The 19,522-nt window shown below is 64.7% G+C and carries 20 protein-coding genes and 2 pseudogenes; 9 read left to right on the top strand and 13 right to left on the bottom strand.

Going from position 1 to position 19,522, the window contains the following annotated elements:
- Positions 1-17 precede the first annotated feature (17 nt).
- Together IVA80_RS03305 and IVA80_RS38520 are read right to left on the bottom strand one after the other, a co-directional pair.
- A complete protein-coding gene (locus IVA80_RS03305; RefSeq protein WP_247425623.1) occupies positions 18-791 on the bottom strand; it encodes a tetratricopeptide repeat protein in 774 nt (257 codons plus the stop codon).
- 79 nt (positions 792-870) lie between these two features.
- Positions 871-1,115, bottom strand: a pseudogene (locus IVA80_RS38520) (PilZ domain-containing protein).
- A gap of 226 nt (positions 1,116-1,341) precedes the next feature.
- On the opposite strand from IVA80_RS38520, the gene IVA80_RS03300 reads away from it, so the two are divergent.
- The 3 genes from IVA80_RS03300 (at position 1,342) to IVA80_RS03290 (ending at position 5,924) form a co-directional block, all read left to right on the top strand.
- Positions 1,342-2,880, top strand: a complete 1,539-nt coding sequence (locus IVA80_RS03300) for a YifB family Mg chelatase-like AAA ATPase (RefSeq protein ID WP_247425622.1) — start codon at positions 1,342-1,344, stop codon at positions 2,878-2,880.
- Between the two features lie 137 nt (positions 2,881-3,017).
- Entirely contained in the window at positions 3,018-3,485 is a 468-nt protein-coding gene (locus IVA80_RS03295) for a hypothetical protein (protein WP_247425621.1), read from the top strand.
- 210 nt (positions 3,486-3,695) lie between these two features.
- The gene (locus IVA80_RS03290) at positions 3,696-5,924 is read left to right on the top strand and encodes a PAS domain-containing hybrid sensor histidine kinase/response regulator (protein WP_247425620.1); all 2,229 of its coding nucleotides are present in this window, start codon (positions 3,696-3,698) and stop codon (positions 5,922-5,924) included.
- 57 nt (positions 5,925-5,981) lie between these two features.
- On the opposite strand, the gene coaA is transcribed toward IVA80_RS03290, so the two are convergent.
- The 7 genes from coaA to hisB all read right to left on the bottom strand — a co-directional run bounded on the left by coaA (position 5,982) and on the right by hisB (position 10,725).
- Complete coding sequence (coaA, locus tag IVA80_RS03285) at positions 5,982-6,938, bottom strand: type I pantothenate kinase (RefSeq protein WP_247425619.1); 957 nt, start codon at positions 6,936-6,938, stop codon at positions 5,982-5,984.
- Between the two features lie 27 nt (positions 6,939-6,965).
- Complete coding sequence (locus tag IVA80_RS03280) at positions 6,966-7,292, bottom strand: phosphoribosyl-ATP diphosphatase (RefSeq protein ID WP_247425618.1); 327 nt, start codon at positions 7,290-7,292, stop codon at positions 6,966-6,968.
- Positions 7,293-7,370: 78 nt separating this feature from the next.
- Positions 7,371-8,147 carry an imidazole glycerol phosphate synthase subunit HisF gene (gene hisF, locus IVA80_RS03275; RefSeq protein ID WP_247425616.1) on the bottom strand — a complete coding sequence of 259 codons (777 nt, stop codon included), beginning with the start codon at positions 8,145-8,147 and terminating at the stop codon, positions 7,371-7,373.
- Positions 8,148-8,156: 9 nt separating this feature from the next.
- Positions 8,157-8,894: a 1-(5-phosphoribosyl)-5-[(5-phosphoribosylamino)methylideneamino]imidazole-4-carboxamide isomerase gene (hisA, locus tag IVA80_RS03270; RefSeq protein ID WP_247425670.1), complete on the bottom strand. Its 738-nt coding sequence runs from the start codon at positions 8,892-8,894 to the stop codon at positions 8,157-8,159.
- A complete protein-coding gene (gene hisH / locus IVA80_RS03265) occupies positions 8,891-9,541 on the bottom strand; it encodes an imidazole glycerol phosphate synthase subunit HisH (RefSeq protein WP_247425615.1) in 651 nt (216 codons plus the stop codon). The genes hisA and hisH overlap by 4 nt, the downstream gene beginning before the upstream one ends.
- On the bottom strand, positions 9,538-10,068 hold the full coding sequence (locus IVA80_RS03260) for a DUF2628 domain-containing protein (protein WP_247425613.1): 531 nt from the start codon (positions 10,066-10,068) through the stop codon (positions 9,538-9,540). Before IVA80_RS03260 ends, hisH begins: the two co-directional genes overlap by 4 nt.
- A gap of 63 nt (positions 10,069-10,131) precedes the next feature.
- Positions 10,132-10,725 (bottom strand): imidazoleglycerol-phosphate dehydratase HisB, encoded by a 594-nt coding sequence (hisB, locus tag IVA80_RS03255; RefSeq protein ID WP_247425611.1) that lies wholly within the window; start codon positions 10,723-10,725, stop codon positions 10,132-10,134.
- Positions 10,726-10,972: 247 nt separating this feature from the next.
- Between hisB and hslV the strand changes: the two genes are divergently transcribed.
- The 5 genes and pseudogenes from hslV to IVA80_RS03230 all read left to right on the top strand — a co-directional run bounded on the left by hslV (position 10,973) and on the right by IVA80_RS03230 (position 15,049).
- Positions 10,973-11,533, top strand: a complete 561-nt coding sequence (hslV, locus tag IVA80_RS03250) for an ATP-dependent protease subunit HslV (protein WP_247425610.1) — start codon at positions 10,973-10,975, stop codon at positions 11,531-11,533.
- A 77-nt stretch (positions 11,534-11,610) separates the two neighbouring features.
- Positions 11,611-11,913, top strand: a pseudogene (locus IVA80_RS03245) (GNAT family N-acetyltransferase); the annotation flags it as partial.
- On the top strand, positions 11,910-12,542 hold the full coding sequence (locus tag IVA80_RS03240) for a DUF2585 domain-containing protein (protein WP_247425608.1): 633 nt from the start codon (positions 11,910-11,912) through the stop codon (positions 12,540-12,542). The pseudogene IVA80_RS03245 and the gene IVA80_RS03240, both read left to right, overlap by 4 nt.
- 49 nt (positions 12,543-12,591) lie before the next feature.
- Complete coding sequence (hslU, locus tag IVA80_RS03235) at positions 12,592-13,896, top strand: ATP-dependent protease ATPase subunit HslU (RefSeq protein WP_247425606.1); 1,305 nt, start codon at positions 12,592-12,594, stop codon at positions 13,894-13,896.
- A gap of 28 nt (positions 13,897-13,924) precedes the next feature.
- Positions 13,925-15,049, top strand: a complete 1,125-nt coding sequence (locus IVA80_RS03230; protein WP_247425605.1) for a hypothetical protein — start codon at positions 13,925-13,927, stop codon at positions 15,047-15,049.
- On the opposite strand, the gene IVA80_RS03225 is transcribed toward IVA80_RS03230, so the two are convergent.
- The 3 genes from IVA80_RS03225 to IVA80_RS03215 are packed head-to-tail and all read right to left on the bottom strand — an operon-like array spanning position 15,046 to position 17,883.
- Positions 15,046-15,636: a Smr/MutS family protein gene (locus tag IVA80_RS03225; RefSeq protein ID WP_247425603.1), complete on the bottom strand. Its 591-nt coding sequence runs from the start codon at positions 15,634-15,636 to the stop codon at positions 15,046-15,048. The two genes, IVA80_RS03230 and IVA80_RS03225, sit on opposite strands and share 4 nt — an antisense overlap.
- The gene (locus IVA80_RS03220; protein WP_247425600.1) at positions 15,633-17,198 is read right to left on the bottom strand and encodes an MltA domain-containing protein; all 1,566 of its coding nucleotides are present in this window, start codon (positions 17,196-17,198) and stop codon (positions 15,633-15,635) included. Before IVA80_RS03220 ends, IVA80_RS03225 begins: the two co-directional genes overlap by 4 nt.
- On the bottom strand, positions 17,176-17,883 hold the full coding sequence (locus tag IVA80_RS03215; protein WP_247425598.1) for a Tim44/TimA family putative adaptor protein: 708 nt from the start codon (positions 17,881-17,883) through the stop codon (positions 17,176-17,178). The genes IVA80_RS03220 and IVA80_RS03215 overlap by 23 nt, the downstream gene beginning before the upstream one ends.
- A gap of 417 nt (positions 17,884-18,300) precedes the next feature.
- Here IVA80_RS03215 and secB point away from each other — a divergent pair, with 417 nt between their 5' ends.
- Complete coding sequence (secB, locus tag IVA80_RS03210) at positions 18,301-18,783, top strand: protein-export chaperone SecB (protein ID WP_247425596.1); 483 nt, start codon at positions 18,301-18,303, stop codon at positions 18,781-18,783.
- Here the strand turns inward: secB and dnaQ are convergent.
- Complete coding sequence (gene dnaQ / locus IVA80_RS03205; protein WP_247425594.1) at positions 18,780-19,496, bottom strand: DNA polymerase III subunit epsilon; 717 nt, start codon at positions 19,494-19,496, stop codon at positions 18,780-18,782. The genes secB and dnaQ overlap by 4 nt on opposite strands.
- Positions 19,497-19,522 lie beyond the last annotated feature (26 nt).

The raw sequence follows: 19,522 nt of genomic DNA, 5'->3' as shown, positions 1-19,522 counted from the left end.
GATAAGTGGCCTCCGGGCTATTTGTCCGCCCGCTGCTGCTTTTTCGTCAGCAACTGCCGTAGCGCCGTGACCTTGGCGGCAGCCTGATCCGGCGGCAGGTCGCCCTTCACGATGGTTTCGGCCTCGGCCTGCTTTCCTTGCAGTCCGACGACGAGCGCCAGATTGGCGCGCACGCGGGAATCGGCGCGATTGCGCTCATGCGCGCGGCGCAGCGTTTCCTCGGCCCGCGGCAGGTTGTTCTGAAGCATGTAGGACAGGCCGAGATTGGACAGCACTTGCGGCTCGTCGGGTACGATCTTCAGCGCAGTCGCATAATATTGCTGCGCCTCCTCGTTGCGGCCGAGCTGATCCAGCGCCGCGCCTTGCGCCGACAGGATGCGCCAGTCGGGATCCTCAGGCGTATGCGCACGGCTGAGCACATCGAAAGCCTGCTGGAAATTACCGCTGTCGGCGAGCGCGCGGCCGTAGCCGGCGAGCAGCGCCTTGTTGCTGGGATGGCCGAGCACGGCCTGCTCCAGCACCGCGACCGCCTGGGCGCGCTGGCCGCTCTCGCGCAGCGCCTTGCCATAGTCGAGGGCGACGTTGGGATCACCAGGCTTGGCGCGATAGCGCTCGCGAAGTGCGTCCATGTCCGGCTTCGGGTCGGCCTTGCCAGCCGTTTCCGACCTGCCACCGAGCGCGCCGGTGACGTCCTCCAGACCCGTGGTCTGGCAGCCGCCGAGGGCAAGCATCAGAAGCGCGGACAACAGATATCTCGCCGGAGGAGAGGCAAGGGACGAACGCTTGGGCATACTCTGATCACTCGGCGACTGATCAGAGATGCTTACCGATTAACGCTAAAGTCCCGTTAAGGACGCGGCCCTTAAGACCTTAGTCGGTGAACTCAGCGCCGAATTCGCAGCCGATGCGCCAGCGCAGGCGGCATTGGCGGGAATAATCGGGTGCGAAGATGATGGTGAATTGCGGCGGCACTTCCAGAAACTCCGCCACCACCTTCACGCCACCGTCCGAGATATCCGTGATCGTGCAGTCCCGCGGCAGCGAGCCGGAGCCAAAATGTATCTTGCGAGCCGCGTGCACACCCGACGTTCGCTTCTGCGGCGATTTGCAAGCATTTGAATTGTTCACCCGTTAGATCACGGCCCATCCGTACCCCAAGGAGTAGCGAACATTCGTTGGAATGTGCTGAGCGGAGCCACTCGCATTCGAGGCGTAGTGTCTCCGTGATGTTTACGATTGGTTAGGACTTTCCCGGCCGCCAGGATCGTTCCCGTATTGTTCTTGCGGAGGGTGAGCCGCTCTGCTACCCTCGATTGTGCGAGAGGGCAGGGCTGGTTCGGCATGGTTCAGCGGGTTTCTACTGTCGCCTTTGAAGGGATCGAGGCCCGGGCGGTCGACGTGCAGGTGCAGGTCGCGCCTGGCCTGCCTGCCTTTGCCATCGTCGGCCTGCCGGACAAGGCGGTGTCGGAAGCGCGCGAGCGTGTCCGCTCGGCGCTGATCGCCTCGGGGCTGGCGCTGCCGGCGCGGCGGATCACCGTCAATCTCGCGCCCGCCGATCTGCCCAAGGAGGGCAGCCATTACGACCTGCCGATCGCACTCGGGCTGATGGCGGCGATCGGCGCGATTCCGCCGGATGCGCTGACGGGGTTTACCGTGCTCGGCGAGCTCGGTCTCGACGGTTCGATTGCACCGGTGGCCGGCGTTTTGCCCGCTGCGATCGGCGCCAATGTGCGCGAGGAAGGTTTGATCTGCCCGGCGGCCTGCGGCTCGGAAGCCGCGTGGGCAAGCCCGGACATCCAGATCATTGCCGCAAGTTCGCTGATCCAGATCGCCAACCATTTCAAGGGCACGCAGGTGCTGTCGCGTCCTTTGCCACGGGTGCATGAAGCCGCGGCCTCCACGCTCGACCTGCGCGACATCAAGGGCCAGGAGAGCGCCAAGCGGGCGCTGGAGATCGCGGCCGCCGGCGGGCATCACCTCTTGATGGTCGGCGCACCCGGTGCCGGCAAGTCGATGCTGGCGGCGCGCCTGCCCTCGATCCTGCCGCCGCTGTCGCCGGGCGAGTTGCTCGAAGTCTCCATGATCGCCTCCGTTGCCGGCGAGATCGAGGGCGGCGCGCTGACGGCGCGGCGGCCGTTCCGCTCGCCGCATCATTCCGCCAGCATGGCCGCGCTCACCGGCGGTGGCATGCGCGCAAAACCCGGCGAGATCTCGCTCGCGCATCAGGGCGTGCTGTTCCTGGACGAGCTGCCCGAATTCGATCCGCGCGTGCTGGATTCGCTGCGCCAGCCGCTGGAGAACGGCGAGGTCTCGGTCTCCCGTGCCAATCACCGCGTCACCTATCCGGCGCGCTTCATGCTGGTTGCCGCGATGAATCCGTGCCGCTGCGGCAACGCGTTCGAGCCCGGCTATGCCTGCAAGCGCGGCCGCATCGACCGCTGCACGGGCGACTACCAGGCCCGCATCTCCGGTCCGCTGATGGACCGCATCGACCTGCGCATCGAGGTGCCGGCAGTGACCGCGGCGGATCTGATTCTGCCGCCGGCGGCGGAGGGCTCGGCGGAGGTCGCTGCGCGCGTGGCCGCGGCGCGCGACATCCAGCTTGCGCGCTATTCGGATGCCGGCCTGCCGAAGGTCCGCACCAACGCCGAGGCGCCGGCCTCCGTGCTGGAGGAGATCGCCAAGCCGGATGCGCAGGGCGCCAAACTGCTGCGCGACGCCGCCGAGACCATGCGGCTGTCGGCGCGCGGCTATCACCGCGTGCTGCGGGTGGCGCGCACGCTCGCCGATCTCGACGGCGCGGACAAGATCGGCCGGCTGCATCTCGCCGAGGCGCTGTCCTACCGCGCACTCGCGGAGGATGTGCGCCAGATGGCGTGAGCGCCCCGCGCATCAACCCGGCGGTAACGAGTTTCCTTTACGCTCTGCAAACCATAAGGCCCAAGAGCTACAAGTGAGTTCAGCTACAAGTGAGCTCCTGTACGCGTTCCCATACCGGGCCCGGCGAGTAGAGTGTCATGCTGCGTTTCAAGATCCTGGCCTCGGTTGTTCCCCTGTTGGCGGCCGCGGTATTCGCGCGCAGCGAGATCGGATCGGTCTCGCACCCCTGCATCGCGCTGGGCGAGACCTCGGCCGAGCTGACATCCCTGTTCTGGACGGCCGGCGTCCATGTCGCCTTCACCGACGATCTGTCGCGGGCCACGGTGCGGGTTCAGATCACCGACGATGCGGATGCGGCGGACTTCGCGGTCGTGGACGACGGTCTCGGCTCGGAGCCGGACTCCTGTCAGGCCAATCCAGCGACGCGCCTCATCGCGATTGCCGCGCAGCCGGTCGACGGCGGCCCGGTGATCTATCTCTCCACCGACGGTCCGGCCGATTATCGCATCTACGTGCGATCGAAGACGTTTTCGCAACGCGAGGCGGCGGCCCTGATCGTCGGCGCCCATGGCGGCCACAGCCCGCTCCAGGCTGCCTCGCTCTAAAGCGCGATGAAATCGCGCTTTAGTTTGTTGTTTGAGCATGATCTCTCCGGAAAACCGCTGCACACTTTTCCGGATCATGGCCTGCGGCGTTAACACCTCGTCAACCCTGTTCGGAGGCAGCCCCAAAGCCTCAAACTGTTCGCAAGGTCGGCGCGCCATCGTCGCACAGGGCGATCACAGGGTTTCGGAAAAGAGTCGGAGTTGGTTGCGATGGGTCGGACGTTCCGGATCAAGGTGCACATGCGCCGCTTCAGGCGACAGCATCCCAAAATAGCCCTCGCGATCCGCTCCTTCATGATCTTTTCGGCGACGTTCGGCGCCGCCTATGGCTTCGTCTCCGGCAGCCGGTCCGAGAATTCCGGCTACGACCCCAATGCGTTTGCGATCGGCGCGAGCTTCCTGTTCGCGCTCGCCTGCCTTGGCCTCGCCACGCTGAGCATGCGGCTGCGCTTCGTCAACAGGCGGCTGCGCACGCTGGCCGCCCACAACGAGGCGCTGATCGACCGCAATTGGGAACTGAAGGAAGCGGAAGAACGCGCGCGCAGCCTGTTCGAACAGCAGGGCGACCTGATCGTGCTGCGCGACCATCAGGGCCGCATCACCTTCGCCAACGACGCCTATTGCGCGCTCGCAGGACGGGCGCGCAATGCGCTGGCCGGCACGTGCTTCGATTTCGACCTGCTGGAGCAGGGCGACAGCGCCCGCGAAAGCAACGGCACGCGCGTCCACGACCAGAAAATCGCAACCCCGCTCGGCGCGCGCTGGATCGCCTGGCGCGAGGGCTATGTCCGTCTCGATGCCGGCCAACCCGCCGAATTGCAGAGCGTCGGACGCGACGTCACCGACCGCACCGAGACCGAGCGCGTGCTGTCGGACGCACGCGACCAGGCCGACGCCGCCAACCGCGCCAAGTCGCGCTTCCTGGCGATGGCCTCGCACGAGATCCGCACCCCCCTCAACGGCATCATCGGCATGGGCGGGCTCTTGCTCGACACCACGCTGACACCGGAGCAGACGACCTATGCCAGGGCGGTGAAAACCTCCGGCGAAGCGCTGATGGCGCTGATCGAGGAGCTGCTCGACTATTCAAAGATCGAAGCCGGCAAGCTCGACCTCGAGCAGCGCCCGTTCGCGCTTTCGACCATGATCGAGGAGATCACCGAGCTGCTCGCGCCGCGCGCGCAGGCTAAAAATCTCGAGATCGCCGCCTATGTCGACGAGTGCCTGCCGCTCGAAGTCGTCGGCGATGCCGCGCGGCTGCGTCAGGTGCTGCTCAACCTCGCCGGCAATGCCATCAAATTCACCGCGAGCGGCAGCGTCGCGCTGATCGTCGAGCCCGGGATATGGCCGAACGAGATCAGCTTTCTGGTGCGCGATACCGGCATCGGCATCGCACCCGAAGCCCGGACCCGCATCTTCCGCGAGTTCGAGCAGGCCGACGAGCGCGTCGCGCGCACCTATGGCGGCACCGGGCTCGGCCTTCCCATCAGCGACCGCATCGTCAAGCGCATGGGCGGCCGCATCAGCCTCACGAGCGAGCCGGGCAAGGGCTCGACCTTCGAGGTCGCGATCCCGCTTGCGCCACCGCAAGCCGGCGCGGGACAGACGGCGTTTCCAAGCCCTGATCTCACCGGCAAGTCGATCCTCCTGATCGCCGATGGCATCGAGGCCTCGCTAATCGCGCGGCGGCTGCAGCGCTGGGGCGGCCAGACCTGCATGATTTCGGATGCCGCTGTGGCGGAGGCGTTGTTGCCGGAACGGTCGTGGCATGCGGTGCTGATCGACCGTGCGCTCGGTCCGGCTATCGCCGACCGCCTCGGCGAAGCGGCTCGCACACACGCGTCGCAGCGGCTCGTGCTGCTGACGTCGAGCTCACGCCACGAGAAAATTTCAGCAGCCTTCACCGGCTTTCTGATCAAGCCGCTGCGTGCCGCCTCGCTCGCCGCGCGCCTGGCGCTGACGCCCGAAATTGTCGCACCAGATCTCGCCCCCGAGCCGCCGGTTGAGCGCACCGCCAATGCAATGCCGGCGAAAGGCCTGTCGATCCTCGTCGCCGAAGACAACGAGATCAACGCGCTGTTGATGCGGTCGCTATTGACGAAACTCGGCCATCGCGTCGTCATCGCGGTCCATGGCGAGGCCGCTCTGGAATCCTGGCTCGCCGCGGCATCGGCCGGCACGCCCTACGATCTCGTGCTGATGGACATCCAGATGCCGCAGCTCGACGGCATCGAGGCGACCAAGCGCATCCGCGCGCATGAGGCCGCCAAAGGCGGCCACCACACGCCGATCCTCGCCCTCACCGCCAACACGCTGGTGGAGGACCGCTATGCCTGCTTCGAGGCGGCCATGAACGGGTTTTTGATCAAGCCGCTGGATCGCGAGAAGCTGGAAGAGGCGCTGGCCGGGCTGGCGGCCGCGCGGCATCTGGCGGTGTAGACACGATCGATGCTGCATAGGGTGGGTTAGCCGAAGGCGTAACCCACCCTACAAGTTCTACAGCCTTCGCAGCGCCACGCTCGACACCGTGTGGTCGGCGCCCTTCTTCAGGATCAGTGTCGCGCGGGGGCGGGTCGGCAGGATGTTGTCCTCGAGATTGGCAAGGTTGGTGCGTTCCCAGATCGCGATCGCGGTGGCGGTGGCTTCCTCGTCGGATAACAGCGCGTAGCGGTTGAAGTAGGACTTTGGATTGATGAACGCGGTGTCACGCAGCGCCAGGAAGCGCTTGATGTACCATTGCCGCAGCGCCGCCTCTTCGGCATCGATATAGACCGAAAAATCGAAGAAGTCGGAAACCACCGGCACCGCCTTGCCGTCGCGCGGCAGCTTGCCGGTTTGCAGCACGTTGACGCCCTCGACGATCAAGATGTCGGGCTGGTCGACCTCGGCCCACTGGTTCGGCACGATGTCGTACGTCAAATGCGAATAGACCGGCGCGCGCACGTGGCGGCGGCCGGCCTTGATGTCGGAGAGGAAGCTGAGCAGCAGCGGCAGGTCGTAGCTCTCCGGAAAACCTTTCTTCTGCATGATGCCCTGCCGCTCGAGCACGGCGTTGGGATACAGGAATCCGTCGGTGGTGATCAGTTCGACCTTCGGACGCGGCGACCAGCGCGCCAGCAAGGCCTGGAGCACGCGGGCCGTGGTGGATTTTCCGACCGCGACCGAACCGGCGACGCCGATGATATAGGGCACCTTGCGATCACGGATATTGAGGAACTGGCGCTCTGCGTAATACAGGCGCTGCATCGCATCGACATAGATCGACAGGAGGCGCGACAGCGGCAGGTAGATGTCCTCGACTTCCTGCAAGTCCAGGCGATCGTGCAGTGAGCGCAGCCGGTCGAACTCGCCCGGCTCCAGCGTCATCGGCGTGTCGTCGCGCAAGCGCGCCCATTCCTCGCGCGTATAGACGCGGTACGGATTATACTGCTGCTCGGGTGCGCGGATATCCATGACGCCGCCTTTCCGTTTTCGCCTCGGCTAGTTGCCGCCCTTGCGCGACGTCTTCTCTTCCAAACCCGACATCGTCGTTCGTTTTTCAAGCGTCGCCTCGACCTCTTCCAGCTTTACGCCGCGGGCCTTGAGCAGCACAAGGAAATGGTAGAGCAGGTCGGCACTCTCGGCGATCAGATGCGCGCGATCGTTTTCGACTGCTGCGATTACGGTTTCGACTGCTTCCTCGCCGAACTTCTTGGCGCAATGCTCGGCCCCCTTGTCCAGGAGCTTGCGGGTATAGGACGCTTCGCCGCCGGCCGCCGCGCGGGCTTCGATGGTCTCGGCCAGATCGTGGATCGTGAAACGCGGCATCGGAATTACTCAGAAATACACCCGGCCACGGAGGCCATTCCCCGCCAGCCTATGTAGCATCTTTATGAACGGGAGTCGTCAAGCATCCAGGCGCATAGCCAGTCCGCGCCGGGCCATGTACTCCTTGGCCTCGCGGATGGTGAATTCCCCGAAATGGAAGATCGAGGCAGCCAGCACGGCGGTAGCGTGCCCGTCGCGGATACCGTCGACGAGGTGGTCGAGATTGCCGACGCCGCCCGAGGCGATCACCGGAACGGGAACGCTGTCGGCGATCGCCCGGGTCAGCGGGATGTCGAAGCCCTGTCTGGTGCCGTCACGATCCATCGAGGTGAGCAGAATTTCGCCGGCGCCGAGCGAAACCACTTCCTGGGCATATTCGATGGCGTCGATGCCGGTCGAATTGCGGCCGCCATGGGTAAAGATCTCCCAGCGGTCCGAGCCGCCCGGGCGCTTGACGCGCTTGGCATCGATCGCGACCACCACGCACTGCTCGCCGAATTTTTCGGCGGCTTCCTTGACGAACTCGCGCCGCGACACCGCGGCGCTGTTGATCGAGACCTTGTCGGCGCCGGCGCGCAGGAGCGTTTTGATGTCGTCAACCTTGCGCACGCCGCCACCGACCGTAACTGGCATGAAGCAAGCCTCCGCCGTGCGCCGGACCACATCCAGCATGATGCCGCGGTTCTCATGGGTCGCGGTAATGTCGAGGAAGGTGAGCTCGTCGGCGCCGGCGGCGTCATAGACAATCGCCGCTTCGACGGGGTCGCCGGCATCGCGCAGGTCGACAAAGTTGACGCCCTTGACGACCCGGCCGTCCTTGACGTCGAGGCAGGGGATCACGCGCACCTTGAACATGTTGGTCTCCTAGGCTGCGCGCGCGTTGCGGATCAAAGCGAGCGCAGCGGCGGGCTCGAGCCGGCCGTCATAGAGCGCGCGGCCGGCGATCGCGCCGGCGAGCTTTTTGGCGCGCGGCGTCAGCATCGCCCTGACGTCCTCGATCGAGGCGAGGCCGCCCGAGGCGATCACGGGAATGGAGATGGCGTCCGCGAGCGCAATAGTCGCATCGAGGTTCAAGCCCTTGAGCAGGCCATCGCGCGCGATGTCGGTGAAGATGATGGCGGCGACGCCGGCGTCCTCGAAACGCTGCGCGATCTCCAGAACTGTGACCTGCGACGTCTCGGCCCAGCCCTCGACCGCGACCTTGCCGTCACGGGCGTCTAATCCGACCGCGACGCGGCCGGGGAATTTCTTCGCCGCAGCTTTTACCAGCTCAGGATCGCGCACCGCGGCGGTGCCGATGATGACGCGGGTGATGCCCTTGGCGAGCCAGGCTTCGACGGTTGCGAGATCGCGAATGCCGCCACCAAGCTGCACCGGGATCTCGATTGTCTTCAGCATCGCCTCGACGGCCTGCGCATTCACCGGCTTGCCGGCAAAGGCGCCGTCGAGATCGACGACGTGGAGATACTCAAAGCCTTGTTCGACAAAGCGCTGCGCCTGCGCGGCGGGATTGAGGTTGAACACGGTCGCGCGTGCCATGTCGCCTTGCTCGAGGCGCACGCATTGGCCGTTCTTGAGATCGATCGCGGGAAAGAGAATCACGGTTTCCATCGCAAAAAGTTCGAGATCAGGGCCAGGCCGAAACGCTGGCTCTTCTCGGGGTGGAATTGGGTGCCGATCGCGGTGTCCTTTGCGACGATCGCGGTGACGGGCCCGCCGTAATCGGCGCGCGCGAGCACGTCCGCCTCGTCGGCAGCGTTGAGGTGGTAGGAGTGCACGAAATAAGCGTGCTGGCCCTTGGGTCCGAGCGGCAGCCTTTCCAGCACCGGGTGGTCGCGGAGCACATCGAGCGTATTCCAGCCCATGTGCGGGATCTTCAGGCTCTCGTCGCGCGGCGTGATTTTTTCGACGTCGCCGCCGATCCAGTTCAGACCGTCCGTCGTGACATGTTCCTTGCCGCGGCTCGCCATCAGCTGCATGCCGACGCAGATGCCGAAGAAGGGCCGCGCCTTGACGCGCATCGCTTCGGTGATCGCCTCGACCATGCCGTTGACGGCATCGAGCCCGCGCCGGCAATCGGCAAAGGCGCCGACGCCCGGCAGCACCAGACGGTCGGCGCCATAGGCCTGGTCCGGATCGCTGGTGACGAAGACCTTTTGCGGAGTCTCCAGGCTGCGCGTGGCGCGCTCGAACGCCTTGGCGGCGGAATGCAGATTACCCGAACCGTAATCGATGATGGCGACGCTCATCTTGACCCTCCCGGTTCTGGAAACAATCCAATGATGCCGCCGGCCGGCAGTGGCGGCGGGTTCGAGAATTGCTGACCCGGCACGCTCCGGGTCGGCGGCGGACCACCGCGATCGACGGCCCATTGATCGTTGACGATGCCGTGCTGCTTCTGGCTCCAGCGCTCGAAGAAGCGGCGTTCGGCGGTGTCCTCGTCATCGGCGACGACGATATCGAGCTGGCGCCAATTGCCGCGCGAGAACGTCCAGCGGCGCAAGCTCGAGGCCTCGAAGCCCATCAGGAGCGCGACGATGATATCGGCGAAGAAGATCGAGCTGCGTCCGATTCCGAGGCTGGACAGCCCCGCATTGAACGCCGCGACGAAGATCACCCATCCGATCAGCGCCAGCCACAGCCGATTCCACAGCAGCCAGAGCGGGCCGAAAATCAGCGCCCAGAAATGGAAGCCGTCGCGCACGAAGACGAACTTGTCGGTCGCGCGCAGATCGGCTCCGGCAGGGGAGGGAGCATGAACTGTGTAGACAGGCATGGTGATGCCCCGTTCTTCGAATTCAGTGATACCGCGAGCGGCGCGTGCCGCCGGCCCGAGACGTCAGCCGCCGAGCGAGCCCTTGGTGGACGGGATTTCGCCCACAGCCCTGGGATCGATCGCGACGGCGGTGCGCAGCGCCCGCGCCAGACCCTTGAAGCAGGATTCGGCGATATGGTGGCTGTTATCGCCATATAGGGTCTCGACGTGCAGAGTCACGCCGGCGTTCATGGCGAAGGCCTGGAACCATTCGCGCACCAGCTCGGTATCGAACTCGCCGATCTTGTCGCGAGGGAAGTCGGCCTTGAACACCAGGAACGGGCGGCCCGAGATGTCGATGACCACGCGCGACAGCGTCTCGTCCATGGGCATGTGCACGCCGGCATAGCGGGTGATGCCCGCCATGTTGCCGAGCGCCTGCTTGACCGCCTGGCCGAGCGCGATGCCGGTGTCTTCGGTGGTATGGTGGTGATCAATGTGCAAATCGCCAACCGCCTTGACCGTGAGGTCGATGCGGGAATGGCGGGCGAGGAGATCGAGCATGTGGTCGAAAAAGCCGATGCCGGTCGCGATATCGGACACGCCGGAGCCATCGAGGTTCACGGTGACCTCGATGTCGGTTTCCTTGGTCTTGCGCTTGATCGTCGCGGTGCGCATTGAAAAGCGGTTTCCAATTTGATTTTGAGCATGATCTTCTCGGAAAACCGCTACCCACTTTTCCGGATCATGCTCGGTTTTGGACCGAAAACGCCGGTCTTTTAACAGCCAAATGACGCCTTCGCTACTGCGGGAACGGCCGGCCGGGCCTCTACTTCTGCCTATGGTGAGCGAAATTGGGCCCGAAGCGGCCCGTTGTGCCCCCGCTCCCGACCGCCTAAATCAGGCCGGACAACGAGGGTCATTTATGCAGGATTCCCAGAACAGCTCGCCGGGCTGGCACGGCACCACGATTTTGACGGTCCGCAAGGGCGGCAAGGTGGTGGTCGGCGGCGATGGCCAGGTCTCGATCGGCCAGACCGTGATCAAGTCCAACGCCAGGAAAGTTCGGAGACTCGGCAAGGGCGACGTGATCGGCGGCTTTGCCGGCGCCACCGCTGACGCCTTCACCCTCTTTGAGCGGTTGGAATCCAAACTCGAGCAATATCCGGGGCAATTGACCCGGGCCGCGGTCGAGTTGGCCAAGGACTGGCGGACCGACCGCTATTTGCGGCGGCTGGAAGCCATGATGATCGTGGCCGACAAGGACGTCTCCCTGGTGCTGACAGGCACCGGCGACGTGCTCGAACCCGAGGCCGGGGTAATGGCGATCGGCTCCGGCGGCAATTACGCGCTGGCGGCCGCCCGGGCCTTGCTCGACACCGACAAGGACGCCGAGACCATCGTCCGCCGCTCCCTCGACATCGCCGCCGACATCTGCGTCTACACCAACCGCAACGTGACCATTGAAGCGCTTTCGAGCGGCTGAGACCTATCTGAACAGCGGATCTCAGGAGTGGCTGCAATCTCTCCCGCTTGCCGGAGAGGTCGGCGCGTAGCACCGGGTTCGGCTATTTTCAATGCTATCGCCTGACAGCCTGGAATACCGGCTTTGGGCCGCAACCGGAGGGCACCCGTGGGATCGACCAGTTCATCGGCGAAAGCGACATGATCGCGCGCGGCCACGGCTCCGCGTTCATCCGCCAGTTCGTCGACGGGCAGCTACGGCAGGGCCTGCCACGCATCGTCACCGATCCGGATCCGCTCAACGCACGTGCCGTGCGCGCCTATGAGAAGGCCGGCTTCGTTCGCGACCGCATGGTCGAGACGCCGGATGGGACCGCGCTGCTGATGGTGCGCGAGCCGTGACGCTGACGAGCACGCACGAAAGCAAGGTCGCAGTACCGCCGTTGGGCTGGGTCGGCATCGCACTGCTGCTGCTGGCGCTGCAGGCCTCGGCCCTGTTCACGATGGGACGGGTGCCGATCTGCACCTGCGGCACCATCAAGCTGTGGCACGGCGTGGTGAACAGCTCGGAGAATTCGCAGCACATCGCAGATTGGTACAGTTTCTCGCACGTGCTGCACGGCCTGCTGTTCTACGGATTGACCTGGCTGCTGTTCGCGCGCCTGCCAGTCCTACGGCTGTCAGTCCTACGGCTGTCTTGGCCGACACGGCTGATCATCGCGATGCTGATCGAAGGCGCCTGGGAGATCGTCGAGAACTCGCCATTCATCATCGAGCGCTACCGCGCCGGCACGATTTCGCTGGATTATTACGGCGACAGCATCGTCAATTCGGTTTCGGACACGCTGTTCATGATGCTGGGCTTCCTCGCCGCGCGCGTGCTGCCGGTGCCGGTGACCATCCTGCTCGGGCTCACCTTCGAAATCATGCTGGCGCTCCACATTCGCGACAATCTGACGCTCAATATCCTGATGCTTGTCCATCCGGTCGACGCCGTGAAACAATGGCAATCGGGTCCGCCGATCATCTGACGTAAAATGCGGCTTGTCCTTGGCCCCCTCCCGTCCTAGCTAAACAGACATGACAGACTTCTCCCCCCGCGAAATCGTCTCCGAACTCGATCGTTTCATCGTCGGCCAGGCCGATGCCAAACGCGCCGTCTCGATCGCGCTGCGCAACCGCTGGCGACGGCAGCAGCTCAGCGGCTCCTTGCGAGAGGAGGTGCTGCCGAAGAACATCTTGATGATCGGCCCCACCGGCGTCGGCAAGACGGAGATCGCGAGGCGCCTCGCCAAGCTCGCCAATGCGCCGTTCCTGAAGGTGGAAGCGACGAAGTTCACCGAGGTCGGCTATGTCGGCCGCGACGTCGAGCAGATCGTGCGCGATCTCGTCGAGGTCGCAATCGCCCAGGTGCGCGAGCGCAAGCGCAAGGACGTGCAGGCACGCGCCCAGCTCGCCGCCGAGGAGCGCGTGCTCGACGCGCTGGTCGGCGCCAATGCCAGCGCGGCAACGCGGGAATCGTTCCGCAAGAAGCTGCGCGCCGGCGAGCTCAACGGCAAGGAAATCGAGATCGAGACGCAGTCCTCGGGCGGCGGCATGCCTATGTTCGAGATCCCGGGCATGCCGGGCGCGCAGATGGGCGCGGTTTCGATCGGAGACATCTTCGGCAAGCTGGGTGGCCGCAGCAAGACGCGGCGACTGACGGTGGAGAGCTCGCACGATATCCTCATCAACGAGGAATCCGACAAGCTGCTGGACACCGAGCAGCTCACGCTCGAGGCGATCAGCGTGGTCGAGAACAACGGCATCGTGTTCCTGGACGAGATCGACAAGATCTGCGCGCGCGACGGCCGGGTCGGCGGCGATGTCTCGCGCGAGGGTGTGCAGCGCGATCTGCTGCCGCTGATCGAGGGCACCACGGTGTCGACCAAGCACGGCGCGGTCAAGACCGACCACATCCTGTTCATTGCGTCCGGCGCCTTCCATGTCGCAAAGCCATCCGACCTCCTTCCGGAATTGCAGGGCCGCCTGCCGATTCGCGTCGAGTTGCAGGCGCTGACCCGCGACGACATGCGGCGCATCCTCACCGAGCCCGAGGCCTCGCTGATCAAGCAATATGTCGCACTGCTGCAGACCGAGGGCGTGACGCTCGACATCACCGACAGCGCCATCGACGCGCTCGCCGACGTCGCGGTCGCCGTCAATTCCACCGTCGAGAACATCGGCGCGCGGCGGCTCCAGACCGTGATGGAACGGGTGCTGGACGAAATCTCCTTCACCGCGCCCGATCGCAGCGGTGAGACCGTCCGGGTCGATGCGGACTTCGTGCAGAAGCACGTCGGTGACCTCGCCAAGAACGCCGATCTGAGCCGGTTCATTTTGTAATTCGGCGCCGCCGGGCTATGGATGCCGCGTGACCGCACGCATCCTGCAAAATCCCTGGCGCATCCTGCTCGCGATCAACGCGGCAATCATCGTCGGCGTGTTCGTTCACAAGATCCAGCTGCCGCCTTACGTCCCCTACATCCACCTCCTCGTCGACTATCATTTCGGCTTCATCAAGCGGGCGCTGATCGGGGCGATCGTGGCACTGTGCACGAACAAGGTGCCGGTCTGGCTGGTGTTCGCGCTCGGCGGGTCGGCGTGGCTGGTGACGCTCGGGTTGTACGTGAGGCTATTCCAGAAGACGTTCGGCTTCGCCGCAAAGACGCTGCCGCTGTTCGTCTTCATCGCGGGCTCGCCGTTCTTCCTCAAGAACTTCATGCACACGCTCGGCCATTTCGACATCTATGGCTGCGCATTCGCGCTCGTCCTGCTGCTGATGCCGGCCGGCTCGTTGCTGTTCGTGGCTTTGGCCGCGCTGTTCTCGATCATTCTCGTGCTGATCCACCACATTCACCTCTTGATGTATGTGCCGACGATCATCACCATCGTCGTGATCAGGCATTATCTCGCCTACGGCTGCAACCGCACCAACGTGACCTTCGGCGGCGGCGCGCTGCTCTTCATCTCCGCACTGTTTTTCGCCGCGCAATTTGTGGGAACGATGCCGATCCCCGAAGCGGATTTCGTCGCGTATCTGAAGAGCCGGATGGCTGATCCGGCGCGGACCGAGCTTCTGCAATTCGCCTACATCTGGTATCAGCCGCTGGCGACGGAAATTTCGGACACCTGGGGCCGCCTGCCGCACAACATTCTCGGCGTGCCCGTGTTCGCCCTGCTGACCTGGCTGCACACGCCGCTCTGGCGCTATCTTGCCACTCTGATCGGCGCGCTCGCGATCGACATGCACCGGCGCCTCGTTATCGCAGCGCTGATCGGCATCAGCCTCGCCTATCTCGTGATGTTCGCGATGGTGTTCGATTATTCGCGCTGGATCTCGAACTGGGCGGTCTGCATGTTTCTGATCGTGCATGCCGTGAAAATGCTGCCCGCCGCGCGGGAGGTCCCGCCGATCCCTTCAGAAGATCAAAAGACCAATATCTGCGGCCTGGTCCTCACGCTGATCCCGCGCGTCGGAATCGTGCGGCCGTTCTAGAATTTCGCGCGGCGAATGCGCACATACAGCGCGCCCTCGCCGCCGTGGCCGACGCCCGCCTCCTCGAAGCCGACGACGAAGGCGCGGAATTCCGGCAGGCTCAGCCATTCCGGCACCTGGCGGCGGAGCACGCCGCTTTGGCCGCCGGTTCGTCCCTTGCCGGTGATAACGAGCACGAAGGTCAGGCCGTCATCATGGGCGCGGCGCAGGAAACCGGTCAGGGCCCGATGGGCGCGTATCTGGGTCATGCCGTGCAGATCGAGCCGAGCCTCGATCTCGCTGCGGCCGCGCGACAATTTTGTGCGCTCGCGCTTGCCGAGCGGTGCCAGCGGCGGCATCGCCGGTTTTGCCGCGCGCGGCGCCGGTGCAGCAGCAATCGGCCGTGGCGACAGAGCAGGTCGCGCGGCCGGCGCTGCGGGTGAAGGTTCAGTGTGCGGCGCGGCTTGCGCCTTCGCCGTGCGATGCTTCCTCAGCGGCTTGACCTGCTTTGCGATCGCGTCCCACAGCGCGCGCTCCTCCTCGCTCAGCGCGCGGCGGCGCGGCGAGGGACGAGGCTCCAGCACGGGCGGACGGGACGATCGCTTCATTGCTGCCGATGGGGACGATTCTTCACGGGCCGGCGCGGCTCGCGAGCGGGCTCTATCGCGGGACGCGGCGCCGGCAACGGGACCGGATTGGCAACGGCGACCGTCTCACCCTTGCCTTGCGCCACGGCTGCGGCCGGAGCCGCCGGCTTGGCCGGATCCTTGGCCGGATCCTTGGCTGGATCCTTAGCTGGATCGGTTTGCGGAAACAGTTTTGCGATCTTCTCCGAGGGACGCGGGTCCGGCACCGGCAGCCTCGCGCCGCGCGCGGTGGGATCGAGGCCCTTCGGCACCAGCATCACGAAATGCATGGCATGGCGCAGTCGCCCGGAGACACGGCCGGCCTCGTGGCCGGCACCGAAATAGAGATCCGCGCGCGCAGGACCGATAATGGCCGAGCCTGTGTCCTGCGCGATCATCAGCCGATGGAACGGCGTTTTCGAGCGCTCCGAATCGATCGGCAGCTCGCCCTCGATGAAGAACGGCGTGCCGTAGACATGCAGCGACTTGTCGACGGCGATCGAGCGCCCGGCCGTCAGCGGGATGCCTTGCGCGCCGACCGCCTCGTCCTTGTCGGACAGATTGACCTCGCGGAAGAAGATGTAGGAGCGGTTCTGGCGGCGCAGCTCCCTGGCGCCATCCGGGGTCTGCGCCATCCATTCCCTGATCCTCTGCATCGACATCTCTTCCTTCGGAATGATGCCGCGCTCGATCAGGATGCGACCGACGGCCGTATAGGGATAGCCGTTATAGGCGTCGTAATTCAGCCGGACCGTGGTGCCGTCATCCAACTTGATGCGTGCCGAACCCTGGATCTGGGCGAATAGCAGATCGGTCGGGTCCTTCAGCCAGGCGATCTCGAGCCCACGGCCGGCGATCTTGCCGTCCTCGATCTCGCCGCGGTCGTAATAGGGCACGAGCTTGCGGCGGCCGATTTTGCGGTAGACCGGGCCCTTGTTGGGCAGGCTGACCGAATCCTGCCTGTAGCCGCGCACGAACAGGTTCGACGGGCGACGATAGACCGGAACGTTGTAGACGTCGGTCTGCGTGCGCGAGCCATCGAGCACCGGCTCGTAATAGCCGGTGACGAAACCGTCGGGCTCGCCGAGGCGCGAGATGCGCAGCGGCGCGAAATTCTCCTCGAAGAAGGTTTTTGCCTTGGCGTCGTCGGCGAGCTCGAGCGCTTTGGCGGCACGACAGGGTTCGGCCAGCGAGCCGCCCAGCGCCTTCGGTTCGGCGGCGCCAGTTTGCGCGTTGATCGACCGGCAGCTGGCCCGAAAGGTCTTGTAGGCGGCGAGATGATTGTCATCGCTCCAGCCCTTCACGTCGGCCCAGGCCAGCGGCAGATATTGCGCGCCGGGAATTTCGAACGGCAGGGGGAGCTGCGGATAGGGCAAGGCCCGCGGCGGGGCGGCAGGCTGTTCCGGGAGATGATGGCGATGGCTGCGATAGTGGCGCCGGGCTGCCTCGGCGCCGAGCGAAAACGACGACAGCACGACGACACCTGCGCAAAGCGCCGTCGCGCTGGTCTTCAGGAATGCCTTAATTCGCGCTTCCGGTGCCAACCAGCTTCCAGTTCGGATCGCGAGAGGTCATGTCGCGGGCGAAAGTCCAGATATCGGTGATGTCGGCGACCGTATCGGCGCTGCCGTCGACGATGTTGCCGGCCTTGTCGCGGGTGGCCGAAATCATCTGCGAGACGAAGCGGATCGTGAGTTGAGCGGTGCGATCGCGCAGCTCGGCGCCGACGAGCTCGGCCTTGTCGATCGAGACGAAGCGCGTCTCGGTCTTCTGCTCGTTTTTTTCACGTTCCTTGATCGCGGCGTCGAAGCTGTCATAGACCTCGGACGACAAGAGGTCGCGCAGCGCGCGGCGGTCGCCATTGGCAAACGCCAGCACGATCATCTCATAGGCGCCGCGAGCGCCCGAGATGAAATGGCGCGGGTCGAAGGTGGAATCCTTGTCGACAATGGCGTCGAGGCCCTGCGCAAGCGCGGTGCCCGGCTCGGTCAGGCCCTTCCAGCGGTCGGAGGGCGCGGTCGGCTCGGCCGCCGGCGCCAACGGGGCCTGGTCGATCACCTTGCCCGGCATGGTCACGACGTTCTTGTCCTGGGCACCCCCCAGCGCATTGCGGGCGGCGCTGCGGTCGAACGGAGGCCGCTCGTTACCCGTCCGCTGCCCGAGCACGCTGCGCAGCCGCAGGAAAATGAAGACTGCCAGCGCCAGGAAGATGATGGTGTAGATGTCCACGTCGAATTCGCTTTCTGGTCTTCTCTAAAAGGGGCCGTCTCGAAGGGGTCGTCGCCGGGAAAATCAATCCGGCCAGTGGACCGTTCCATACGGGAACGGCAAGTCTACGTCGCCATTTTGGATCCGCGCGTCAGGTCCGTGGGATGTAGGCACGAAATCTGGCCCGGCCAATGGCGCCTTTTGGCACAGCGCCGAGTGTAGCGCGTTTTATGCTTAAGGGGAAACCCGATCCTGACCGGAAATCGCGCATCTTCAATCGTTTAACGCGCGATCTGGCCGGATCGGCCGAGTCAAGGTCACAGTTGTGGGCGCGGCCCGGATACCCCATCCGGGACCGTTCGTCCTTGTGGAAAGAGGCGACCCTATGTTAGCCAACCGCCGCGAAATTCAGCCCCAATCGGGTAAGGAGACACTCTTATGACCAACGGCAACGGCACCCCTCCCGAGGCGGCCCAAGCTCCCCAGCTCAACGTGCTGGCGCAATATACCAAGGACCTCTCGTTCGAGAATCCGAACGCCCCTACCTCGCTCCAGCAGCAGGGCCAGCCGCCCCAGATCAACATCCAGATCAATGTCAGCGCCAACAACCTCAGCGAACACGAGTTCGAGGTGACGTTGTCGGTCGAGGGCAAGGCCGAGACCGCAGGCAAGGTGATGTTCTCGTTCGAGCTCGCCTATGCCGGCGTGTTCCGGATCGCCAACGTGCCGAAGGAGAATTTGCATCCGCTGGTCATGATCGAATGCCCGCGTCTGCTGTTCCCGTTCGCCCGTGAGATCATCGCCACCGCCGTGCGCGACGGCGGGTTCCCGCCCCTGATGCTGGATCCGGTCGACTTCGTCGGTCTCTATCGTCAGAACATGGAGCGGCAAATGGCCGCTCAGCCGAGCGGCCAGGCCTAACCGGCCGAAGGGGCGACTGGAGCGGGCAGGAACTCGTTCCAGATCGCCTTGTCGCCGAGCGTTGCGATGAAGGCCCGGTGGGCCTCGCGCTCGGCATCAGAAATCCGCGGCGCGAGCGGCACCGACCGCTGCCGCCGCGGCGCATCGCCCGCCGCATTGACGCGAATCTCCTCACCTTCGGAAGCCAGGATGAGTTGCGACTGCCGCGCCCCGATCAGGTCGACATAGACTTCCGCAAGCAACTCGGCATCGAGCAGCGCGCCATGCTTGGTGCGATGTGAATTGTCGATCGCATAGCGCGAGCAGAGATCGTCGAGCCGGTTCGACACGCCTGGATGCTTGCGTCGCGCCAGCAGCAATGTATCGACCAGCCGCTCACGTGGAACCGCTGCGCGCTTGATCCGGTCGAGCTCGGCATTGATGAAGCTGATGTCGAACGAGGCGTTGTGGATCACCAGCGGCGCATCGCCGATGAACTCCAGAAACTCGTCGACGACCTCGTGGAACAACGGCTTCGTCGCCAGAAATTCGGCTGACAGCCCGTGCACCGCAAACGCTTCCGCCGGCATGTCCCTTTCAGGGTTGATGTAGCGGTGGAACGTCTGTCCGGTCGGCATGCGATTGTAAACCTCGACGCAGCCGATTTCGACCAGGCGATCGCCGCGGAGCGGATCGAGGCCGGTGGTTTCAGTGTCGAGAACGATTTCGCGCATGATTCAGGAGGCCGTGTGAGTACAGC

It is taken from the genome of Bradyrhizobium sp. 139, from assembly GCF_023074175.1.
Taxonomy (GTDB): domain Bacteria; phylum Pseudomonadota; class Alphaproteobacteria; order Rhizobiales; family Xanthobacteraceae; genus Bradyrhizobium.
This window is presented reverse-complemented; position numbering and strand designations above follow the sequence as displayed.